This window comes from Duganella sp. BJB1802, assembly GCF_013369445.1.
GTDB classification, from domain to species: domain Bacteria; phylum Pseudomonadota; class Gammaproteobacteria; order Burkholderiales; family Burkholderiaceae_D; genus Rugamonas; species Rugamonas vulcania_A.
In genome coordinates, this window is record NZ_JABWEF010000032.1 from 1 (window position 1) to 20,012 (window position 20,012).

Genomic DNA, 20,012 nt, shown 5'->3' on the forward strand with positions numbered 1-20,012 from the left:
CCCCCGGGGGGGGGGCCCGCGGGGCCGGCCGCCGCGCCCACCGCGCCGGCGCCCGACCGGCGCGCGCAGATCCTGTCGGCGATCGCGTTCTCGTTCGTGGCGCTGGTCGGGGTGCTGATCGTGCTGTATGCGTGGCGGCTGCCGCCGTTCAGCAGCGCCATCGTCTCCACCGAGAACGCGCTGGTGCGCGGCCAGGTCACGCTGATCGGCACCCAGCTGCCCGGCTATGTGGTGGACGTGCGGGTGCAGGATTTCCAGCAGGTGAAGCAGGGCGATTTGCTGGTGCTGATCGACGACCGTATCTACCAGCAGCGCTACGAACAGGCGCAGGCGCAGTTGGCTGCGCAGAAGGCGGCGCTGGCCAATTGGGAGCAGGCGCGCCGCACGGCGGAGGCGGGCGTGGCGCTGAACCAGGCCACGCTGGCCAACGCGGAGGCGCAGGCCGCCAAGTCGGTGGCCGATTTGAGCCGTGTGAATTCGCTGGCGGCCGACGGCTCGCTGTCGGTGCGCGAGCAGGATTCGTCCAAGGCCGCCAAGGCGCAGACGGCGGCGGCGGTGTCGCAGGCGCGCGCCAGCCTGGAGATCGCGAAGCAGCAGGTGCAGACGGTGGTGGTCAACAAGCTGTCGCTGGAGGCGGCGGTGGCCAATGCGACGGCCGCGCTGAATGCGGCCAAGGTGGACCTGGATAACACGCGCATCACGGCGCCGGAGGATGGGCAGCTGGGGCAGGTCACGGTGCGCAAGGGCGCCTACGTCAACACCGGCGCGCAGTTGATGGGATTGGTGCCGCGCCAGTTGTGGGTGATCGCCAACCTGAAGGAGACGCAGATGAACGGCGTGCAGGTCGGCCAGAGCGCCACCTTCAAGGTCGATGCGCTGGACGGGGCGCTGTTGACCGGGCAGGTGGAGCGGATCTCGCCGGCCACCGGGTCGGAGTTCAGCGTGCTGCCGGCCGATAACGCGACCGGCAATTACGTGAAGATCGCGCAGCGCATCCCGGTACGCATCCGCATCGATCCGGGCCAGGCCAAGGCGCGCAGGCTGGCGCCGGGGATGTCGGTGGTGGTCAGCATCGACACGTCGGCGGTGCTGGATGACGCGGGCGCCGCGCCGGCCAAGCATGCGGGAGCCAAGCCATGATGGAGCGGGACGTAACGGTGCATTTGGCCGTTGCGGCGCTGGCCGTGATGCTGGCGCTGGCCGGCTGCGCAGCCAAGGCGCCGCCGGCGCCCGCGTCGTCCTTGCAGATGCCGGCCGCCTGGCGCACCGCCGCCGAAGCCGGGCAGGGCGCCGCTGTCGAAGTCCAATGGTGGCAAGCGTTCGGCGATCCGGCGTTGAGCGCGCTGGTGGCCGCCGCGCTGGAACACAACGGCGACCTGCGCATCGCCCGCGCCCGCGTGGCGCAGTACCGCGCGCTGGTGGGCGTGGCCGCCGCCGGCCAGAAGCCCAACGTCATCGTCGACACCGCGCCGACGCGCACCCGCCAGCTGGCCTACAACGGCGTCCCCTACGTCACCAACGTCTACCAGGCCGAGTTCCAGGCCAGTTATGAAGTCGACGTGTGGGGCCGCCTGGCCGCGCTGACCGACGCCGCCACCGCCACCTATCAGTCGGAGCAGGCCAACGCCGATGCGGCCGCGCTGTCGATCGCCGCCACCGTGGCATCGGGCTACCTGAACCTGCGCGGCCTGGACGCCCAGCTGGCGCTGACCGAAGCCACATTGAAGCTGCGCGAAGAATCGCGCGACCTGGCCAAGCGCCAGTTCGACGTCGGCTACAGCTCGCGGCTGGAATGGCTGCAGGCGCAGGCCGAGTACCAGACCACCGCCGAGCAGGTGCCACAGCTCAAGCGCGCCATCTTCGAACAGGAAAACGCGCTGGCTATACTCACCGGCGGCAATCCCGGCCCGGTCGCGCGCGGATTGGAGTTGGCGCAGCTGGCCGCGCCGCCCGTGCCGGCGGGGCTGCCATCCGAACTGCTGCGCCGCCGGCCGGACATCGCGCGCGCCGAATTGAACCTGGTCGCGGCCAACGCCAACCTGGCCGCCACGCGCGACCAGCTGCTGCCGTCGTTCAAGCTGACGATGGTGGGAGGAGTGCAGAACCTGAAGTGGCACGATTTCGTCAACGCCCCAACTGCGCTGTGGCGCCTGACCGGTGCGGTGGCGGCTCCGGTGTTCGAGGGCGACCGCGTGCAGCACCAGACCGACGCCGTGGCGGCGCAGCGCGATCAATCGGTGTACGCCTACGAGAACGCCGTGCGAACCGCCTTCGCCGAAACCGACAACAGCCTGGGTGCGTTGGCGCGCCTGAAGGAACAGGCGGTGCAGAACGATGCGCGCCGCGCCACGGCGGCCGAAACGCTGCGCATCGCGCACAACCGCTATCGCAACGGCTACGCTTCGTATCTGGAGGAGTTGGATGCCCAGCGCACGCTGTACAACGCCGACGTCGGCCGCTTGCAGCTGAAGACGCGCATGCTGGTGGCGTCGGTGGATTTGTACCGCGCGATGGGCGGCGGCTGGGCGCCGCCGTAAGTCCGGTGGCTTATTTCACCGGGATGCACAACTCCGCTTCGAACACGCCGGTGGCCGGGTCCATCGCGTAGTCGGCCGGATAGCGCTCGAAGCAGGCGCCGGCGACCACCTTGCCTTCGGCCTGCAACTGGCCGAAGAACTCGCCCCATACCTGCGGGACCTGGTCGCCCGTGCCCTTGAACTTGGCGACGGCATAGCGCCCGCCAGGAATGGTCGCCTCCTTGGCCGGCTCCTTGACCGGATAGTCGGCCGACACTTCCACGCAGGCGTCGTAGCGGCACTGGTCCGGCGGCGTGGTGGACGGATCGTCCTGCGCCACGCCGTAGGTGACCTTGTTCACCAGGCCGAAGGCCTTCTGCCACGGCGTGAACACCTCTTTCCAGAACTCGCCGATCGGCGCGCCGAACGGGCCTTTGTAGCGCAGGTAAGCGACGCGCACCGCCGGTAAATCTTTGACTTCATATTCCATGATGATCTCCTCGTGTTAGTGGCCACCGCCGGCGACTTTGCGCAGCGGTTGCACGGCTTCTTCAGGCGCCGGCGCCGGCTCGCGGCGCAGCTTGCCCATCAGGCGTTTGAGCAGGTGTTCGAGATCGTCGATGTAGGTGAACACGGCCGGTATCACCAGCAGGCTCAGTAACGTCGATGTGATCAACCCGCCGATCACCGTGATCGCCATCGGCGAACGGAAGCTCGGATCGGCGCCCCAGCCCAGCGCCAGCGGCATCATGCCGGCGCCCATCGCGATGGTGGTCATCAGGATCGGGCGGCTGCGCTTGTGGCAGGCGTCGACCAAAGCTTCGAAACGGCTCATGCCTTCCTGACGCGCCAGAATAGCATAATCAACCAACAAGATTGAGTTCTTTGTAACGATCCCCATCAGCATGATCAGGCCGATCATCGACGGCATCGACAGCGCGCGGCCGGTGACCAGCAGCGCCACGAAGGCGCCGCCGATCGACAGCGGCAGCGCGAACAAAATCGTCACCGGCTGCATGAAGTCCTTGAACAGCAAGACCAGCACGCAGTAGATGCAGACCACGCCGATCAGCATGGCGATGCCGAAGCTGGCGAACAGCGACGCCATCTCCTGGGTGTCGCCCAGTTCCGCGATCCGCACCGACGGCGGCAGGTTCATCATGGTCGGCAGCGCGCGCGCCTCGGTGTTCACTTCGCCCAGCGAGCGTTTGCCCAGCTCCACTTCCAGCGTCACGTTGCGGCTGCGGTTGAGGCGATTGATCTGCGCCGGGCCGCTTTCCATCGTGATGGTGGCGACGGTGGCCAACAGCACCGGGCCGTTCTTGCCCGGCACCGTCAGGCGGCCGATGGCTTCCAGGTCGGCGCGCACGGCGTCCGGCAGCTTGACGCGGATCGGCACTTGGCGTTCCGGCAGGTTCATCTTGGTCAGGTCGGTGTCGTAGTCGCCGGCGGTGGCCACGCGCACGGTCTGGCCGATCGACGCGGCGGTCACGCCCAGGTCGGCGGCCTTGGCGAAGTCCGGCGTGACGATGATCTCGGGCCGCACCAGCGAGGCGCTGGAGCGCACGTTGCCCACGCCTTTGAGCGTACGCATTTCGCGCTCCACCTTCTGCGCGGTTTCCTTCAATGCCACCGGGTCTTCGCTGCGCAGCACCAGCTGCATCTTGACGCCGTTGTCCGGCGGGCCGACCTTGAAGCGCGCGCCGGGGATGGCGCCGAGCCTCTGGCGGATCTCGCCTTCCAGGTCCGCCATCGATTCCTTGCGGTCGTTGCGGTGCACGGTGGTCAGCGTCAGCACGGCGGCGCGGGCCTCGGCCGCCGCGCCGGGAGCGAAGGCGTCGCCGCTGGAGCCGCCGCCGATGGAGCTGAACACGGCCTTGATGCCTTTGACTTCCATCGCGGCCTTGCGGGCGCGCTCGGCGATCACGCGGGTTTCGGCCAGCGTGGAGCCGGGCGGCAGTTCCAGGTTGATCTGGGTCTGCGAGCGGTCGGCGGCCGGCACGAAGCCGGTCGGCAGCAGCCCGACCAGCATGATCGAGCCGATGAAGAAGGCCGCCGAGGCGATGGCCGTCACCAGCCGGTGCGACAGGCACCAGCGCATCACGCGGATGTAGCGCGTCATCAGCCAGCCATCCTTTTCCTCGGCGTGGACGACAGGCTTGAGGATGTAGGCCGCCATCATCGGCGTGAGCAGACGCGCCACCACCAGCGACGCCAGCACCGCCACCACGGCGGTCCAGCCGAACTGCTTGAAGAACAGGCCGGGCACGCCGCCCATGAAGGCGGTCGGCAGGAACACGGCGACCAGCGCGAAGGTGGTGGCGATGACCGCCATGCCGATTTCGTCGGCCGCTTCCATCGCCGCCTCCATCGGGGTCTTACCCATGCGCAGGTGGCGCGCGATGTTTTCGATTTCAACGATGGCATCGTCCACCAGCACGCCCACCACCAGCGCCATCGACAGCAGCGTGACGGTGTTGAGCGTGTAGCCGAACAGGTACAGGCCGAGGAAGGCCGGCATCACCGACAGCGGCAGCGCGGCGGCGGCCACCAGGGTGGCGCGCCAGTCGCGCAGGAACCACCACACCACCAGCACCGCCAGCAGCGCGCCTTCGTACAGCAGCTCCATCGAGCCGTTGAAGTTTTCCTCGACCGGGAAGGCGTTGTCGATCACCGGCTTCAGTTCCACGCGCGGATTGGCGCGGGCCAGTTCGGCGACGGCGGCGCGCGCGCCCTTGGCGACCGCCAGTTCGCTGGCGCCCTTGGTGCGGAAGATTTCAAAGCCGATCACCGGCACGCCGTCCTGCAGCGCGATGGCGCGCGGCTCGGAGACGGTGTCGGTCACGGTGGCCACCTGGTCGAGGCGCACGCGGCGGCCGTCGGTCAGCGGCAGTTCGATCGCGGCCAGCGAGGCCGCGCTCTGCACGGTGGCGATGGTGCGGACCGATTGCTCGGCGCCGCTGACGTCGCCGCGTCCGCCCGGCGCTTCCTTCTGCACCAGGCGCAGTTGGCGCGACACGTCCAGCGCCGACACGCGCAGCGCGGCCATGCGGGCGTCGTCCAGCTCCACGCGGATCTCGCGCTTCACGCCGCCCACGCGCTTGACCGCGCCTACGCCGGGCACCGCCAGCAGGCGCTTGGAGACGGCGTTGTCGACGAACCAGCTCAGTTCCTGGTTGTCCATCTGCTCGCCGGGCGTCTTGGCCGCTGCGGCGGTGAAGGTCATGATCACGCGGCCTGCGGTCGAGGCCTTGGTCACGGTTGGATCGCGCAGCTCGGCCGGCATGTCGGCCTTGACGCGGGCCACCGCGTCGCGCACCTCGTTGACGGCGTCGGAGATCGGCTTCTCAAGAATGAATTCGACGGTGGTGGTGGACACGCCGTCCAGCACCGTGGTGTAGATGTTCTTGATGCCTTGCAGCGTGGCGACCGAATCCTCGATCTTGCGCGCCACTTCGGTTTCCAGCTGGGCCGGCGCGCTGCCGTCCAGCGTGGCGGTGACGGTCACGATGGGTAGTTCGATGTCCGGGAAGTCCTGCACCGGATTGGCCTTGAAGGCCAACAGCCCGGCCAGCGTCAACAGCGCGAACAGCATGATCGCCGGGATCGGGTTCTTGATCGATAGGGAGGAGAAGTTCATGGCGCGTCCTTACTTCGCGGCCAGCTTGGCGGCCGGCGCGGTCTCGGCGACGTTGCGTACCAGGTCGCCGTCGTTGAGGAAGCCGGCGCCGCGCACCACCACCTGCGTGTCGGCGGTCAGGCCGCCCAGCACCTCAATGCGGTCGCCCAGGCGGCGGCCCGGCTGCACCTTGATCTGGCTGACATGCTGGTCGGCGTTGAGGCGGAACACGAAGCTGAAGCCGTCGCGCACCACGATGGATTGCTGCGGCACGGTCATCGCGTCGGACGTGCCCAGTTCGAACTGGCCGCTGGCGAACATGCCGGCCTTGAACGGCGCGTCCTTGGCGCCGGCGCTGGCCGGCAGGTCGACGTAGACCAGCGCGGAGCGGGTCTGCGCGTCGACGGTCGGCGCGATCATGCGTACCTTGCCGGTCACCTCGCTGCCGTTGGCCGCCTTGACGACGGCGCCGGTGCCGGTCTTCAGGTTGCGCAGGTCGGCGGCCACCACTTCGGCGCGCCATTCCAGGCGGCCCTGGCGGATCATGCGGAACAGTTCCGTGCCGGGGCCGGAGACCGCGCCCACGGTGGCGTTGTTGGTCCGGGCGGAGATGATGCCGCTGTCCGGCGCCACGACCCTGGTGTACTTGAGGCGCAGCTGCTGGCTGGCCAGCGCCGCCTTGGCCGAGGCGATGCGCGCGTTGGCGGTCTGCTCGGCGGTGGTGTATTGGCTGATCTGCTGCGCGCTCAGGGCGCCGGTGTTTTGCAGCGTGCGCGCGCGCGCCGCGTTGGCGACGGCGTCGGCGGCGTTGGCTTCCGCCTCCTGCACGGCGGCCTTGGCCTGCGCCAGGTCGGCGTTGACGGTATCGGCCGAGAACACGGCCAGCACGTCGCCGGCCTTGACCACGTCGCCGACGTTGACGCGCACTTCGGTCAGGCGCAAGCCGTTCGATTCGCTGCTGACGCTGGCCTCCTGCCAGGCGGCGACGTTGCCGTTGGCGGCCAGCTTGATCGGCAGGCGCGCGGCGGAGGGCTTGGTGGTGGTGACGGTCAATGCCGGCTTGGCGGTTTCCGCTTTCTTGTCATCGGCGGCCTGGGTGGCGGACGGGTAGAACGCCATGCCGGCGCCGCCGATGACGAATACCGCCAGCAGTGCGTAGGCGACGGGCTTCAGATTGGTTTTGAGTGTTTTCATGATGGGCACAGGTTAGTTGGCGCTGGCGACGGCGGGGGCGCCGTCGGTCGGGGCGGTCCAGCCGCCGCCGGCCGCGCGGTACAGCGCGACCCACGCGGCGCTGCGTTCGCGCTGCAGGTTGATGACGGTTTGTTCGGCGGCCAGGCGGGTGCGGCGCGCGTCTTCCAATTCGAACAGGCTGGCCAGCCCGTTCTTGTAGCGGTCTTCCACTGCGGTGTAGTTGACGCGGTAGCCGTCCAGCGCGGCCTGCGCGTCGGTGGCGCGCGCGCCGGTGGCGTCCAGGTTGACCAGCGCCTGTTCCACTTCGCTCACGGCCTGGCGCACGGCGGCGCGGTAGCTGGAGACGGCGGCGTCGTAGCGCGCGCTGGCCGCGTCGACGTTGGCGCGGCGCTTGCCGGCGTCGAAGATCGGCAGCGACATCGAGACCGGGCCGATGGTCCAGGTGTCGGTGCCGGTGTTGACGCCGCCGGCGCGGAAGTTGCCGTAGCCGATGGAGCCGGACAAGGCCAGGCGTGGATAGCGCTGCGCCTGCGCGCTGCCGACATCGGCGCTGGCGGCGGTCACTTCGCGTTCGGCGGTGAAGACGTCGGGCCGCTGGCTCAGTGTTTGCGCCGGCAGTTCGGCGATGGCGATGGACGGCGCGCTGGCCGCGGCGCCGGCGGCTGCCGCCGCGCCGTCGGCCAGCTTGCGGCGCAGCTCAGGCTCGGCGACGGCGGTCAGCGCCACCAACGCCTTGACGTTGACGTCGCAGGCGGCGCGTTGCGTGATGTAGCGGTTGCTGCCGTCGGCCGCGCTGGCGCGGGCCAATGCGAGATTGGCCGGCGACTGGAAGCCCGCCTTGGCGCTCAGCTCCGTCAGGCGCGCGGTGTCGGCGCGCGATGCGGCGTCCTGCTTTGCCACCGCCAGCAACTGCTCGCAGGCGCGCAGGCCGTAGTATTGGTTGGCCACTTCGGCCGCCACCGACACGCGGGCGTCGTGCCAGCCCGCGTGCGCGCTGTCCAGGCGCGCCTGGGCCGCGTCGCGCGCGGCGCGGTTGCCGCCGAACAGATCGATCTCCCACGACGCCTGCAAGGCCGCCTGCGAGGTGGTCCCCATCGGCAGCGACGATTGCTGGTTGGAGCGGTTGACGCTGGCCGTCGCGTCCAGCGACGGCGCCAGCGCGGCGCCGGCGGCCACGCGTTCGGCGCGCGATTGCGCGATGCGCGAGCCGGCCGTGGCGATGGTCGGGCTGACCGCCTGTGCCGATTCGATCAGCTGCACCAGCAGCGCGTCGGCCTGATGGCTCCACCACGTGGCCAGGTCGGCCTGGCTGCCGTTGTGCGGCAACGGCGCCTGCCATTGCTGCGGCGCTTGCGCGGCCACGTGCGGCGCGGGAGCCTGCGTGGCGCAGGCGCTCAGCGACGCGGCGACGGCCAGCGCCGCCACCCGTAGGAATATCTTCATGCTCATCCTTGTTGAAGTTTGGATTTCTCGGCGAGCACCAGGGCCTCGGCAAAGCCGACCAGGTACTTCGCCCACGTTTCTATCGCTTCTGGTCCGTCCAGCAGGTGCGGCGTGATCGAGGCGATGATGTCGCGTCCGACCATCATCTGCACCGCCATGCCGACCAGCGCATAGGCCAGCCGGTGCACATCGTCGGTCGGCTGCGCCACGCCCAGGTGACGGCACAACGCCTCGACCAGCGCCAGGTGTTCCGGCTTGATGTTGTTGTCGATCTCCTGCTGCCACAGGCCGGTCGGCTCCAGCATCTCGCGGTAAAACAAGCGCAGCATCAGCTGCGCGTCGCCGCCCGCCGTCAGCGGCGCCAGCATCTGCCGGTAGTAGCCCTCCAGCGTTTGCAGCAGTGTGAAGTGCGGCTGCGCGAACTGCGCGATGTTGTCCGGCTCCGGCTGGCACATGAAGCTGAAGCAGGCCTGGTACAGCCCCGCCTTGTCGCCGAAGTAGTAGCTGATCGCGGCGACGTTGGCATTGGCCGCCTGCGCGATCTCGCGCGTCGACGTCTTGGAAAAGCCCTGCGCGGCGAACAGGCGCATGGCCGCCAGCAGCAACCGCTCGCGCGATTGCTCGCCGTCCGAACGTGGCTTGCGGCCGTCGTCGGCTGGCTGGCTGGTATCGATGGAAGTGTGTTTAGCGTTCATGGGCGGCATTACAACACATAAATTAAACAATTGATATAACTAAATCAGTTGTTTAATTTATTTATGAAGCAACGCTAACAGCCGCTTACAACCGATACATGGCAGTCGTTTGAGGAGCAACAATATTGCGTTATAAAGTAAATATATTTTTCGACAGGAGCGCCGCCATGAACTTCACCCGCTGGATCGCCGTGGCCGCCATGGCTGCCTCCGCGACCGCCGCCATCGCCGCCGAGCCGCTGACGCCCGAGCAGGCCGCCGCCCATGTGCTCAACCGCATCGCCTACGGCCCCAAGCCGGGCGACATCGAACGGGTGACGCAGATGGGCGTGCAGCGCTACATCGACGCGCAGCTCAACGCGGGCATGCCGCTGCCGCCGGCGCTGAGCGCGCGCCTGGCCGGCCTGGATGCGGCGCAGCAGCCGGCCGGCGTGGTGATGCAGCGCTTCCTGGAAGTGCGCGCCATGGCCAAGGACGAATCGGACGGCGACAAGGCCAAGCGCCGCGAGGTGGTCACCGCCATCGCGCAGCAGACGGCGGAGGCGCGCATCGCCCGCGCCGTCGACAGCCCGAACCAGCTGGAAGAGGTGATGGTCGATTTCTGGTTCAACCATTTCAACGTCTTCTCCGGCAAGGGCGTGGACCGTGCGCTGATCGCCAGTTATGAGCGCGACGCGATCCGCCCCTACGCGCTGGGGAACTTCCGCGACCTGCTGGGCGCCACCGCGCGCCATCCGGCCATGCTGTACTACCTGGATAACTGGGTCTCCACCGCCAACGGCTACGTCCCTCGCGGGAAGAAGCAGGGCGGCCAGAAAGCCAAGAGCAGCGGCCTGAATGAGAACTATGCGCGCGAGCTGATGGAGCTGCACACCATGGGCGTCGACAGCGGCTACACGCAGAAGGACGTCACCGAACTGGCGCGCATGCTGACCGGCTGGACCTACGACAACCGCGAGCTGGTGAAGCGCAACCGCACCTTCGCCTTCGACCCCGCGCGCCACGACCGCGACGACAAGGTCTGGCTGGGCCGCCGCATCAAGTCCGGCGGGCAGGAGGAGGGCGAGTACGCATTGGACGTGCTGGCGATGCTGCCGGCCACCGCGCATCACCTGAGCTTCCAGCTGGCGCAGTACTTCGTGCAGGACCAACCGCCGCCGGCGCTGGTGGACCGCATGGCCAAGACCTACATCGACAGCAAGGGCGACATCCGCAGTGTGCTGCGGACCTTGTTCGCCAGCGCCGAGTTCATGGCGCCGGAAGCGGTGGGCGCGAAGTTCAAGACGCCGTATCAATACGTGATCTCGGCCGCGCGCGCCAGCGACACGGCGCCGCAGGACATCAAGCAGACACTGGGCGTGTTGAACCGCCTCGGCATGCCGCTGTACGGCTGCCAGACGCCTGACGGCTACAAGAACACGCAGGATGCGTGGCTCAATCCCGATGCGCTGAGCCGGCGCATCGCCTTCGCCACGCAGCTGTCGCCGGCGCTGGACGCGCAAGCCTTGCAGGCCACGCTGGCCGGCTCGATCTCGCCGAAGACGCAGAGCGCCATCGCCGGCAGCCCGCCGCCGCTGCGCGCGGCCATGCTGCTCGGCAGTCCCGATTTCATGCAGCGCTAATCACCAGACGGAGAACACCATGCAACGCAGAGACTTCCTCAACGCGCTGGCCGCCGGCGCCGGCCTGATGATACCGCTGGGCCGCTACGCCTGGGCCGCGACCGCAGCCACGCCGAACACCGACGCCACCAGCCGCAAGCTGATCGTCATCATGCTTCGCGGCGCGGTGGACGGCTTGAACGTGGTGGCGCCGGTGGCCGACGCCAACTATGCGCGCCTGCGTCCGACCATCGCGCTGGGCCGGCCGGGCGAGGACAACGGCGCCTTGAACCTGGACGGCTACTTCGGCCTGCATCCGGCGCTGGCGCCGCTGCTGCCCTTGTGGGAGCAGAAGAAGCTGGCCTTCATCCACGCCAGCGGCTCGCCGGACATCACCCGCTCGCACTTCGACGCGCAGGACTACATGGAATCGGCCACGCCCGGCGTCAAGAGCACGGCGGACGGCTGGATGAACCGGCTGGTGGCGACGCTGCCCGGCACCACCACGCCGACGCGCGCGCTGAGCATCGGCCCGACCATGCCGCGCATCCTGTCGGGCCATGCGGCGGCGGTCAACCTGGCCAACGGCGCGGCCGGCACCAAGGCCAATGTGCTGGACCGGCCGGCGGTGGGCAAGGCCTTCGACCAGCTGTACGCGGACAACGCGCGCTTCGGCGCCGCCTACCAGCAGGGCCAGGACGCGCACCGGGAAGTGATGGACGCGGCGGCCGGCAAGATGGCCGGCGGCGGCATGGGCGGCGCGATGTCGGCCGAGATGCAGGCCGCGAACGGCGGCGCGCCTTTGCCGAACGGCTTCCCCGACGATGCGGCGCGGCTGGCGGCGCTGATGCGCAACGACCCGAACATCCAATTGGCCTTCGTGGCCTTGGGCGGATGGGACACGCACGCCAGCCAGGGTTCGGCGCGCGGCCAGCTGGCCAACCGCCTGCAGCCGCTGGGGCAGGGCCTGGCGGTGCTGGCGCAGCGGCTCGGGCCACTGTTCGACCAGACCACCATCGTGGTGATGTCGGAGTTCGGCCGCACCGCGCGCGAGAACGGCAACGGCGGCACGGATCATGGACATGGCAATGCGATGTGGGTGTTGGGCGGCGGCGTCAAGGGCGGCAAGGTGCTGGGCGACTGGCGCGGCGTCGGCGACGCCGAGTTGAACGAAGGGCGCGACCTGCCGGTGACGACCGACTTCCGCACCGTGCTGGCCACCATCGCCGAGCGCCATCTGCGCCTGGGCGACAAGCAGCTGGTGCAGGTGTTCCCGTCGCTGCCGCGCGCCGGGCGGCTCGATCTCGTCTGACAAAAAAAATGCCCGCTACCTTGACGGGGCGGGCTTAATTCCAATGTTCAGCGAACGGTTGGAGGAGACAGTTCCAACTATATGCCGATTTATGTTGCGGTGCAATACCGTAGAACTACGGTGTCCAAGTTTCTACAGTATAAAAAAGCCAAGCTTGCTCACGCGCCGCGCAGCGGCAGCGCCAGCGTGAAGGTGCTGCCCTGACCGAAATCGCTCTTGAAGAACAGCGAGCCGCCGATCAGGTTGGCCAGGTTCTGGCACAGGTACAGCCCCAGGCCCGCACCCTCCGCGTGCCGCGTCGAGGTGGAATCCAGCTGCGAGAAGGCTTGGAACAACTTGGCCTGGTCTTCCTCGCGGATGCCGGCGCCGCTGTCGGCCACCGAGAATTCGACGATGTCGTGGCCATCGCCCGGCCGCTTCGACAGCGTCACCCGCACCTGGCCCGATTCGGTGAACTTGATCGCGTTGTTGGCCAGGTTGAGCAGGATCTGCGTCAGCGCGCGGCGGTCGGTCTGCAGCACGATGGCGTCGGCCGCCAGCTCCACCTCCAGCCCCAGTCCCTTTTGCAGCGCCAGCGGCCGCAGGGTGTCCACCACGTCGTTGACCAGGTGCTGGCACTGCACCGTCTCCAGCTCCAGCGTGACCTTGCCCGCCTCGATCTTGGCCACGTCCAGGATGTCGTTGATCAGCGAGAGCAGATGGCGCGCGCTGGTGCGGATGGTGTTGAGCTGCTTGTCCTGCTCGTTCGTCAGCGGACCGGGAAGCTTCATCAGCAGCGCGCCGGTGAAGCCGATGATGGCGTTGAGCGGCGTGCGCAGCTCGTGCGACATGTTGGCGATGAAGGCCGACTTCATGCGGCTCGCCTCGGCCAGTTCCAGGTTCTTGAGCGCGATCTCGCGGTTGATGGTTTCCAGTTCGCCAGCGTGGTGCGCCAGCCGCATATTCAGCTCGATCACCTGGCGCTCGCGCGCCTGCAGCTCGCTGTTGACCTGCACCGCCTGCTCGTAGGTGGAGATCAGCAGGTCGAGGATCTGCTGCCGCTCGGCGTTGATGAAGTGCTTCTGGTCGCCCAGGTACAGGGCGATGCCGATCTCCATGTTCTGGTTCCTGCGCAGCCTCTGGTTCATCAGCATGTGGCCGATGCGGTTGAGCAGGTAGTCCTCGGCGTAGGGCTTGCGGATGAAATTGTCGGCGCCGCATTCGATGCCGCGGATGATGTCCTTCGGGTCCATCAGCGAGGTCACCAGGATCACCGGGATGTCGCGCAGATCGGGGTCGGTCTTGATGGCGCGGCACAGCGTGTAGCCGTCCATCTCGGGCATCACGATATCGGACAGCACCAGGTCCGGCTTGCGCTCGCGGATCGCCTCCAGCGCCAGCTGTCCGTTGCCGGCCACCCGCGCGCCGTACCGCATCGACTGGATCAGCCGCCGCAGACGCTCGGCCTGGGTCGGGCTGTCTTCAACGATGAGGATCTCGATTTCGTCGGGCTGGATTTCGTAGCTGGTGTCCACGGACGACCCTCCTGATTGCGTATTTGGCTGGTGTGACTATATCGGATTTAGCCCGTCAGGGGGCGTTTTCCTGCCCCTGGAAGCCGCCCGCGCGCCAGGTCAGCACCAGCGTGTCGCGGTGGCCGTGGTCCGCCAGCGGCTGGATCGGCGTCGATTCGTGGATCACCGCGGCGTCGTCCAGCAGCAGCATGGTCCACGGCTCGGTCATCGTAAAGCGCTTGCCGTTCGGGCCGTCGGCTTCAAAGATGCGAGTCTCGCCGCCCTTGATCCCCTCGCGCCCGACCAGCAGCACCGCGACGAAATCGCCGCGGGCGGGGTGCGCGCCTTCCGGCGTCGGCCGGCCGATGCCGTCGGTGGTGTCGATGCGGAACTGGTGCGCCTCAACATACCACGGCGCGCTGCTGCGCCGCGCCGCGCTGCACAAGCGGCCGATGCCGCGCACCAGCGCCTGCCACGCCGGCTGCGCCACGGTGGCCGGCAGGATCGGCTCGAACAGGCGGTTCATGCCGCCGTGCAGGGCGTTGTATTCGAGCGGCTGCCAGTGCGCGCGGTGCGGCGACTGCGTCAGCTCGGCGCCGTCCTGCACGAAGCACGAGTGGCGCCGGCGCCGGTAACGGCCGCCGTCCTTGAGGTAGTTGTCCAGCTCCAGCGCGTCCCAGCTGGGCGCCAGCGCGTTCAGCTCGGCCAGCGTCACGCCGGCCAGCGCCGCCACGTCCTGCGGCGGCATGACCGCGTAGCCGTCCTTGCGCAGCGCCTCGGCCACATGGAGGGGATGGGTGTAGATCGGGTTCGAGGTCGTCATCGGCGCGCTCAGCTCGCGGACATCAGGCTGGTACGCAGCGCGTCGAGCTGCTGCTTCATGCCGACCACTTCGTCCAGCGTGCAGCGGGTCGCTTGCAGGATGGACGGCGGCAGCTTGGCCGCCTCGTGGCGCAGCGCGTCGCCGTGCGGCGTGAGCGAGATGATGACCTGGCGCTCGTCGTTGGCGGCGCGGGTGCGGGTGAGCAGCTCGGCCTGTTCCATGCGCTTGAGCAGCGGCGTCAGCGTGGCCGAGTCGAGGAACAGGCGCTCGCCCACCTCCGACACGGTCAGCTCGTTTTTCTCCCACAGCACCATCATCACCAGGTACTGCGAATAGGTGAGGCCGAGGCCGCGCAACAGTTTGCGGTACAGCTTGCTCATCGCGAGCGAAGTCGAGTACAGCGCAAAGCATAGCTGGCCGTCCAGCTGGGGCACGGCGGAAGGGGCGGTTGGGGGCGTTTTGGTATCCATGACCACAGTATAGGTAGTGCACTATACAATTGCAAGCTAACCGAGAAAAATGTTTTGCAGGCAAAATGCCTCGGTTATGATGCTATCGACAGAGACCAATATCGGGAGTAGGGGCGGATGAATATCAAAAAGGCCATCGTGCTCGTCGCCGACGAGGCGGCGGACAACCTGATCCTGATGCATGGCCTGCTGCAGGACCAGTACGAGGTCAGGCTGGCCAACAGCGGCCGCGCCGCGCTGGACATCATGCAGCAGGTGCCGCGCCCGCACCTGGCGGTGCTGGACGCCGCGCTGCCCGAAGTGGACGGCTACAGCGTGTGCCAGCAGCTCAAGTCCAGCCCCGACACGGCCGACATCCCTGTCATTTTTCTGCAACGTCACGCCGACGAGGCGCGCGCCTTCCGCGCCGGCGGCGCCGACGTGGTCCACAAGCCGATCGTCGCCGACGTGCTGCGCGCGCGGGTCGACACCCATCTGCAACTGCGCCACTCGCGCGAGCTGCTCAAGCAGCAGCGCAACCTGCTGGAGCACGTGGTCGAGGAAGTCACGGCGGAGCTGAGCCAGATGCTCGACGCGATGATCTGGGCCCTGGCCTCGCTGGCCGAGACGCGCGAATACGAAACCGCCAACCACCTGCGCCGCGTGCAGCACTACGTGGCCGCGCTGGGCCGCCAGCTGCAATCGCACAAGCGCTTCAGCGAGGAGCTGAGCGAGGCCAATATCAAGTCGCTGTTCAAGGCCGCGCCGCTGCACGACATCGGCAAGGTGTCGATCCCGGACGCCATCCTGCTCAAGCCGGACCGCCTGACCGACGAGGAGTTCGCCGTGATGAAGCTGCACACCGTGTACGGGCGCGACGCCATCGTCAACGTCGAGAACCACCTGGGCTACACCAACACCTTCCTGCGCTATGCGCGCGAGATCGCCTACTCGCACCAGGAGAAGTACGACGGCTCCGGCTATCCGCAAGGCCTGGCGGGCGACGCCATCCCGATGTCGGCGCGGCTGATGGCGGTGGCCGACGTTTACGACGCGCTGATCTCCAAGCGCGTCTACAAGCCGGCCTTCACCCACGAGACGGCGATGGAGATGATACGGCAGGGCAGCGGCGAGCATTTCGATCCCGACGTGGTCGACGCCATGCTGACTATCGAAGAGGAATTCATGGCCATCGCAGAGCGTTACAGCGACCATCCGGCCAGCGGCGCGGCGACGCCGCACATCGCGGCCTAGACGCCGCCCCGATGCCATGCGATCGCGCGGCTACCTGGCGTTCATCGTAGGTATCTGCGTCACCGCCGCGACCTGCGGCTTCGTGGCCATGACGCAGCGCCAGCAGGTGCAGGCGAACTTCCAGCGCGACGTCGACAAGGTGGCGCACGACACCGAGGTGCGGCTGCAAACCTACTTCGACGTGCTGCTGGCCATCAAGGGCATGTACGCGCTGGAGCAGGACATCGACCGCCTGCGCTTCCACCGCTTCGTGGCGGAGCTCAAGCTTGATCGCCGTTATCCCGGCTTCCAGGCGATCCAGTTCGTGCGCGCCGTGCCGCAGGCGCGGCTGGCGCCGTTCGTCGCCGCCGTCAAGGGCGACACCTCGATCGAGGCCGGCGGCTATCCCGGCTTCCTGGTCCACCCGGCCAATCTGCGCGACCCGCATTTCATCATCGAATACACCGAGCCGCTGAAGGGCAACGAGAACGCCTTCGGCCTGGACCTGTCGGCGCTGCCGCCGCATTTGAAGGCGCTGGAGCTGGGCCGCGACACCGGCGAGATCGTCGCCACCGAGCGCATCACGCTGGTGCAGGACGCCACCGGCGAACCGGGTTTCGTGGCGCGCGCGCCGGTCTACCGCGGCGGCCCGCCCCAGCGGACGGTCGAACAGCGGCGGGACGCGCTGGTGGGCTTCGTCGCCATCGTGTTCCGCGTCGGCACGCTGATGCGCGAGGTGATCGACGCGCCGCTGCTGGAGCATCTGCACGTGCGTATCGACGACGACGGCTATTTCGACGCGAAGGCGGCGCCGGCGTCCAGCGCCGACACGCTGCTCTACAACAGCGCCGGCACGTCCGGCATGCGCCCGCCGCGCGGCGAGCCGCTGGACGGCCTGGTGTCGCAGAAAGCGCTGATGGTCGGCCAGCGCCGCTGGCTGATGCGCTTCGAAGGCTACGGCGGCGGGCGGTACGGCCGCTCGCCGCTGCCGGTGCTGCTGATCGGCGTGGCGGGCTTCATCATCAGCGCGCTGATCGCGGCGCTGCTGGTGTCGACCCGGCGCGTGGTCGACGCCAAGCACGGGCTGGAATACAGCCTGGCCGAACTGGAACGGCAGAAGGCCAACGTGGAGCAGGCGCGCAGCGACCTGGCGGTGGTGGTGGAAACGCTGAAGCAGGCGCAGACCAACCTGCTGACGTCGGAGAAGATGGCGTCGCTGGGCGCGCTGGTGGCCGGCGTGGCGCACGAGCTCAATACGCCGATCGGCAACAGCCTGCTGACCGCCAGCGCGCTGAGCGACATGGTGCGCGATTTCGAACGGCGCCTGGTGGCGGAGGGCGGCCTGAAACGCTCGGTGCTGGAGGCGCACCTGCACGACGCCCGCAAGGCCTGCGACATCATGAATAGCTCATTGACGCGGGCGGCCGATTTGATCACATCTTTCAAGCAGGTGGCGGTGGACCAGGCCAGCGGCCAGCGGCGCCGCTTCCAGCTCGACGAGGTGGTGCACGACACGCTGGCCACCTACGCGGCGCAGCTGCGGCGCAACGGCTGCGAGGTGCGCGTCGACGTGCCGCCGGGACTGGAGTTCGATTCCTATCCGGGCAGCTTGAGCCAGGTGCTGAGCAATTTGATCGGTAACGCGCTGCTGCACGGCTTCGACGGCCGCGGGCACGGCGCCATCGCGGTCGAGGCGCGCCGCGAAGGCGCGGACACGGTGAAGCTGACCTTCTCCGACAACGGCGCCGGCATGACGGCCGGCACGCTGCACAAGGTCTTCGATCCCTTCTTCACCACCAAGCTGGGTCAGGGTGGCTCGGGGCTGGGGATGAATATCGTTTATAACATTGTCACCGGCGTGCTGCGCGGGACCATACGGGTCGATTCCTCGCCCGGCGCCGGCACCACCGTCACGCTGATGCTGCCGATGCGGGCGCCGCAGGAGGCGCCGCCCGAGTCTCAGGAAGCGTAGCGGGCGCGCAGCAGCTCCAGCATCGCCACGTTCAGCTCCCACGCGTTCGACACTTCCTTCTGCGTGTAGGGCAGCGTTTGCGTGTACGGCACCGGGCCGAATTCCGGCGTCAGCGTCATGCGCTGCGCGCCCGCCGCGCGGCGCAGCCGTATCACCTCGTCCCACCACGCCAGGTGCGCCTGCAGCGCGGCCTGCGCTTCCGGCGCGCGGAAGTCGGCCACCTGCGGCCCCTGCGCATGGCCGACGCGCGCGTGGATGTGGCGCACGTGCGGCAGCGTCGCCGCCAGCGTGTGCGGCTGGTCCTCCAGCAGCGATTCGCAGGCGCAGCACCAGTGCGACAGGTCGGCGGTCAGCTCCAGCTCCGGCATCCGCTCCAGGTAGGGCAGCAGCAGCATCGGATGGCCGCTGAAGCGGCTGCGGTGGATCTCGTGCACGATGGGCACGCCGTGCTGGCGCGAGATGGCGGCCGCCAGCTCCAGCAGCTCGCGGTTCTGGGCCGGCGTGAAGTAGTCCTTGCCGGTGTGCGAGTTCACGTGCAGCGGCCTGGCGGCGCAGGCGTTGTGCAGCAGCTCGGCCAGCGCGGCGCGGTGCGGCTCGAAGGTCGGATGGAACACCGTCTCCCATTGGGCGGCGATCAGTCCCAGGCCGGCGGCGGCGATGCGGCCGGTCCAGTCCTCGCGGGCGGCGGCGTCCAGCGGCAGCGACATCTCGATGCCATCGAAGCCGGCCTGCTTGACGCGGTCGATGAAAACCTGCGGCGCCAGTTCGTTGTTGCCCCAGTGGGCGGCGAAAAACTGCACCCGCATTACAGGAAGCCCCGCACCGGGAAGGCGGCGTCGCGCTGGATCCAGTTCTGCGGCGAGTATTCGGTGGCGGCGTCGGTCACGTGCAGCGTGTAGGCGTGGCGCGAGACGGCCGAGCGGTTCGGCGCGCTGTAGTGCGGCAGCAGGCCGTGGAAGCATACCAGGCTGCCGGCCTTGCATTCGAGCGGCACGGCGGTGCTGTCGTCGGGCCACGGCATGTCGCTCAGCTTCTCCATGCGTACCTCGTCGCCGTTGCGCAGGAAGCGCTCGCGCATCGGGCCGCGGTGGCCGCCCGGCTCGGCCCACATGCAGCCGTTCTGCAGGGTGGCGTCTTCCAGCGCGAACCAGAAGGTGGTCACGCTGATTGGGTTGGTGTCGAAGTAGGTGGCGTCCTGGTGCCAGCGCACCTCGCCGCCGATGCCGGGCTGCTTGAAGATGTACATCGACTGCCACACCTGCGCCTGCGACAGGCCCAGGTCGCGCGCCACGGCGGGCAGCCGCACGTCGGTGGAGAAGGCGCGGAACACCGGGTCCAGGTCGTGCATGGCGTGGCCGATCTTGTTGATCGACAGCGACTTGTCCTGTTTCAGCTGGCCGTCCGGGCCGAACGCCTCTTCCTCGAAGAAGCAGCGCACTGTGTTGTCGGAGCCGAGGAAGTAGTCGTCGTTGGTCTTTTCCTGTTCGACGGTGCTGAAGATGCCGGATTTGGCGCTGGGGTCGAAATCGTTGACAATCTGCGCGGCGCGTGCGCGCAGCGCGGCGATCTCCTGCGGCGTCTTGAAGTTGGGCAGGACGATGTAGCCGTCGCGTTGATATTGTTGTTTCTGTGCGTCTGTCAGCATGGCGGGCTCCGAGGTGC

Annotated in this window: 16 protein-coding genes; 6 read left to right on the plus strand and 10 right to left on the minus strand. The window is 68.1% G+C overall.

Annotated features, from left to right (window positions below; genetic code table 11):
- A partial coding sequence (locus tag HUX88_RS30840; RefSeq protein ID WP_229219625.1) for an HlyD family secretion protein occupies positions 1–1,140 on the plus strand: 1,140 nt, incomplete at its 5' end.
- Between the two features lie 17 nt (positions 1,141–1,157).
- On the plus strand, positions 1,158–2,537 hold the full coding sequence (locus HUX88_RS30845) for an efflux transporter outer membrane subunit (RefSeq protein WP_373886862.1): 1,380 nt from the start codon (positions 1,158–1,160) through the stop codon (positions 2,535–2,537).
- Between the two features lie 10 nt (positions 2,538–2,547).
- On the opposite strand, the gene HUX88_RS30850 is transcribed toward HUX88_RS30845, so the two are convergent.
- From HUX88_RS30850 to HUX88_RS30870, 5 genes are read right to left on the minus strand one after another with little or no spacing between them, the layout of a single operon-like run.
- Positions 2,548–3,006: a GyrI-like domain-containing protein gene (locus tag HUX88_RS30850; RefSeq protein WP_117011854.1), complete on the minus strand. Its 459-nt coding sequence runs from the start codon at positions 3,004–3,006 to the stop codon at positions 2,548–2,550.
- A 15-nt stretch (positions 3,007–3,021) separates the two neighbouring features.
- On the minus strand, positions 3,022–6,156 hold the full coding sequence (locus HUX88_RS30855) for an efflux RND transporter permease subunit (protein WP_176364240.1): 3,135 nt from the start codon (positions 6,154–6,156) through the stop codon (positions 3,022–3,024).
- A 9-nt stretch (positions 6,157–6,165) separates the two neighbouring features.
- A complete protein-coding gene (locus HUX88_RS30860) occupies positions 6,166–7,329 on the minus strand; it encodes an efflux RND transporter periplasmic adaptor subunit (RefSeq protein ID WP_176364241.1) in 1,164 nt (387 codons plus the stop codon).
- A gap of 12 nt (positions 7,330–7,341) precedes the next feature.
- Positions 7,342–8,772 carry an efflux transporter outer membrane subunit gene (locus HUX88_RS30865; protein WP_176364242.1) on the minus strand — a complete coding sequence of 477 codons (1,431 nt, stop codon included), beginning with the start codon at positions 8,770–8,772 and terminating at the stop codon, positions 7,342–7,344.
- A 2-nt stretch (positions 8,773–8,774) separates the two neighbouring features.
- Positions 8,775–9,467 carry a CerR family C-terminal domain-containing protein gene (locus HUX88_RS30870; RefSeq protein WP_176364243.1) on the minus strand — a complete coding sequence of 231 codons (693 nt, stop codon included), beginning with the start codon at positions 9,465–9,467 and terminating at the stop codon, positions 8,775–8,777.
- 167 nt (positions 9,468–9,634) lie between these two features.
- Between HUX88_RS30870 and HUX88_RS30875 the strand changes: the two genes are divergently transcribed.
- Positions 9,635–11,089 (plus strand): DUF1800 family protein, encoded by a 1,455-nt coding sequence (locus tag HUX88_RS30875; RefSeq protein WP_176364244.1) that lies wholly within the window; start codon positions 9,635–9,637, stop codon positions 11,087–11,089.
- A gap of 19 nt (positions 11,090–11,108) precedes the next feature.
- The gene (locus HUX88_RS30880) at positions 11,109–12,380 is read left to right on the plus strand and encodes a DUF1501 domain-containing protein (RefSeq protein ID WP_176364245.1); all 1,272 of its coding nucleotides are present in this window, start codon (positions 11,109–11,111) and stop codon (positions 12,378–12,380) included.
- Positions 12,381–12,538: 158 nt separating this feature from the next.
- Here HUX88_RS30880 and HUX88_RS30885 read toward each other — a convergent pair whose 3' ends face one another.
- From HUX88_RS30885 to HUX88_RS30895, 3 genes are read right to left on the minus strand one after another with little or no spacing between them, the layout of a single operon-like run.
- Positions 12,539–13,894 (minus strand): hybrid sensor histidine kinase/response regulator, encoded by a 1,356-nt coding sequence (locus HUX88_RS30885; protein ID WP_117011847.1) that lies wholly within the window; start codon positions 13,892–13,894, stop codon positions 12,539–12,541.
- Between the two features lie 55 nt (positions 13,895–13,949).
- Entirely contained in the window at positions 13,950–14,696 is a 747-nt protein-coding gene (locus HUX88_RS30890) for a 2OG-Fe dioxygenase family protein (protein ID WP_176364246.1), read from the minus strand.
- A gap of 8 nt (positions 14,697–14,704) precedes the next feature.
- Positions 14,705–15,166, minus strand: coding sequence for a MarR family winged helix-turn-helix transcriptional regulator (locus tag HUX88_RS30895; protein ID WP_117011845.1), 462 nt, complete (start codon positions 15,164–15,166; stop codon positions 14,705–14,707).
- A 117-nt stretch (positions 15,167–15,283) separates the two neighbouring features.
- Between HUX88_RS30895 and HUX88_RS30900 the strand changes: the two genes are divergently transcribed.
- Together HUX88_RS30900 and HUX88_RS30905 are read left to right on the plus strand one after the other, a co-directional pair.
- Positions 15,284–16,399, plus strand: coding sequence for an HD-GYP domain-containing protein (locus HUX88_RS30900; protein ID WP_176364247.1), 1,116 nt, complete (start codon positions 15,284–15,286; stop codon positions 16,397–16,399).
- Positions 16,400–16,415: 16 nt separating this feature from the next.
- Complete coding sequence (locus tag HUX88_RS30905; RefSeq protein WP_176364248.1) at positions 16,416–18,350, plus strand: CHASE domain-containing protein; 1,935 nt, start codon at positions 16,416–16,418, stop codon at positions 18,348–18,350.
- Here HUX88_RS30905 and HUX88_RS30910 read toward each other — a convergent pair.
- Entirely contained in the window at positions 18,338–19,156 is an 819-nt protein-coding gene (locus HUX88_RS30910) for a TIM barrel protein (RefSeq protein ID WP_176364249.1), read from the minus strand. The two genes, HUX88_RS30905 and HUX88_RS30910, sit on opposite strands and share 13 nt — an antisense overlap.
- Complete coding sequence (locus HUX88_RS30915) at positions 19,156–19,995, minus strand: phytanoyl-CoA dioxygenase family protein (protein ID WP_176364250.1); 840 nt, start codon at positions 19,993–19,995, stop codon at positions 19,156–19,158. The genes HUX88_RS30910 and HUX88_RS30915 overlap by 1 nt, the downstream gene beginning before the upstream one ends.
- Between the last annotated feature and the right edge of the window lie 17 nt (positions 19,996–20,012).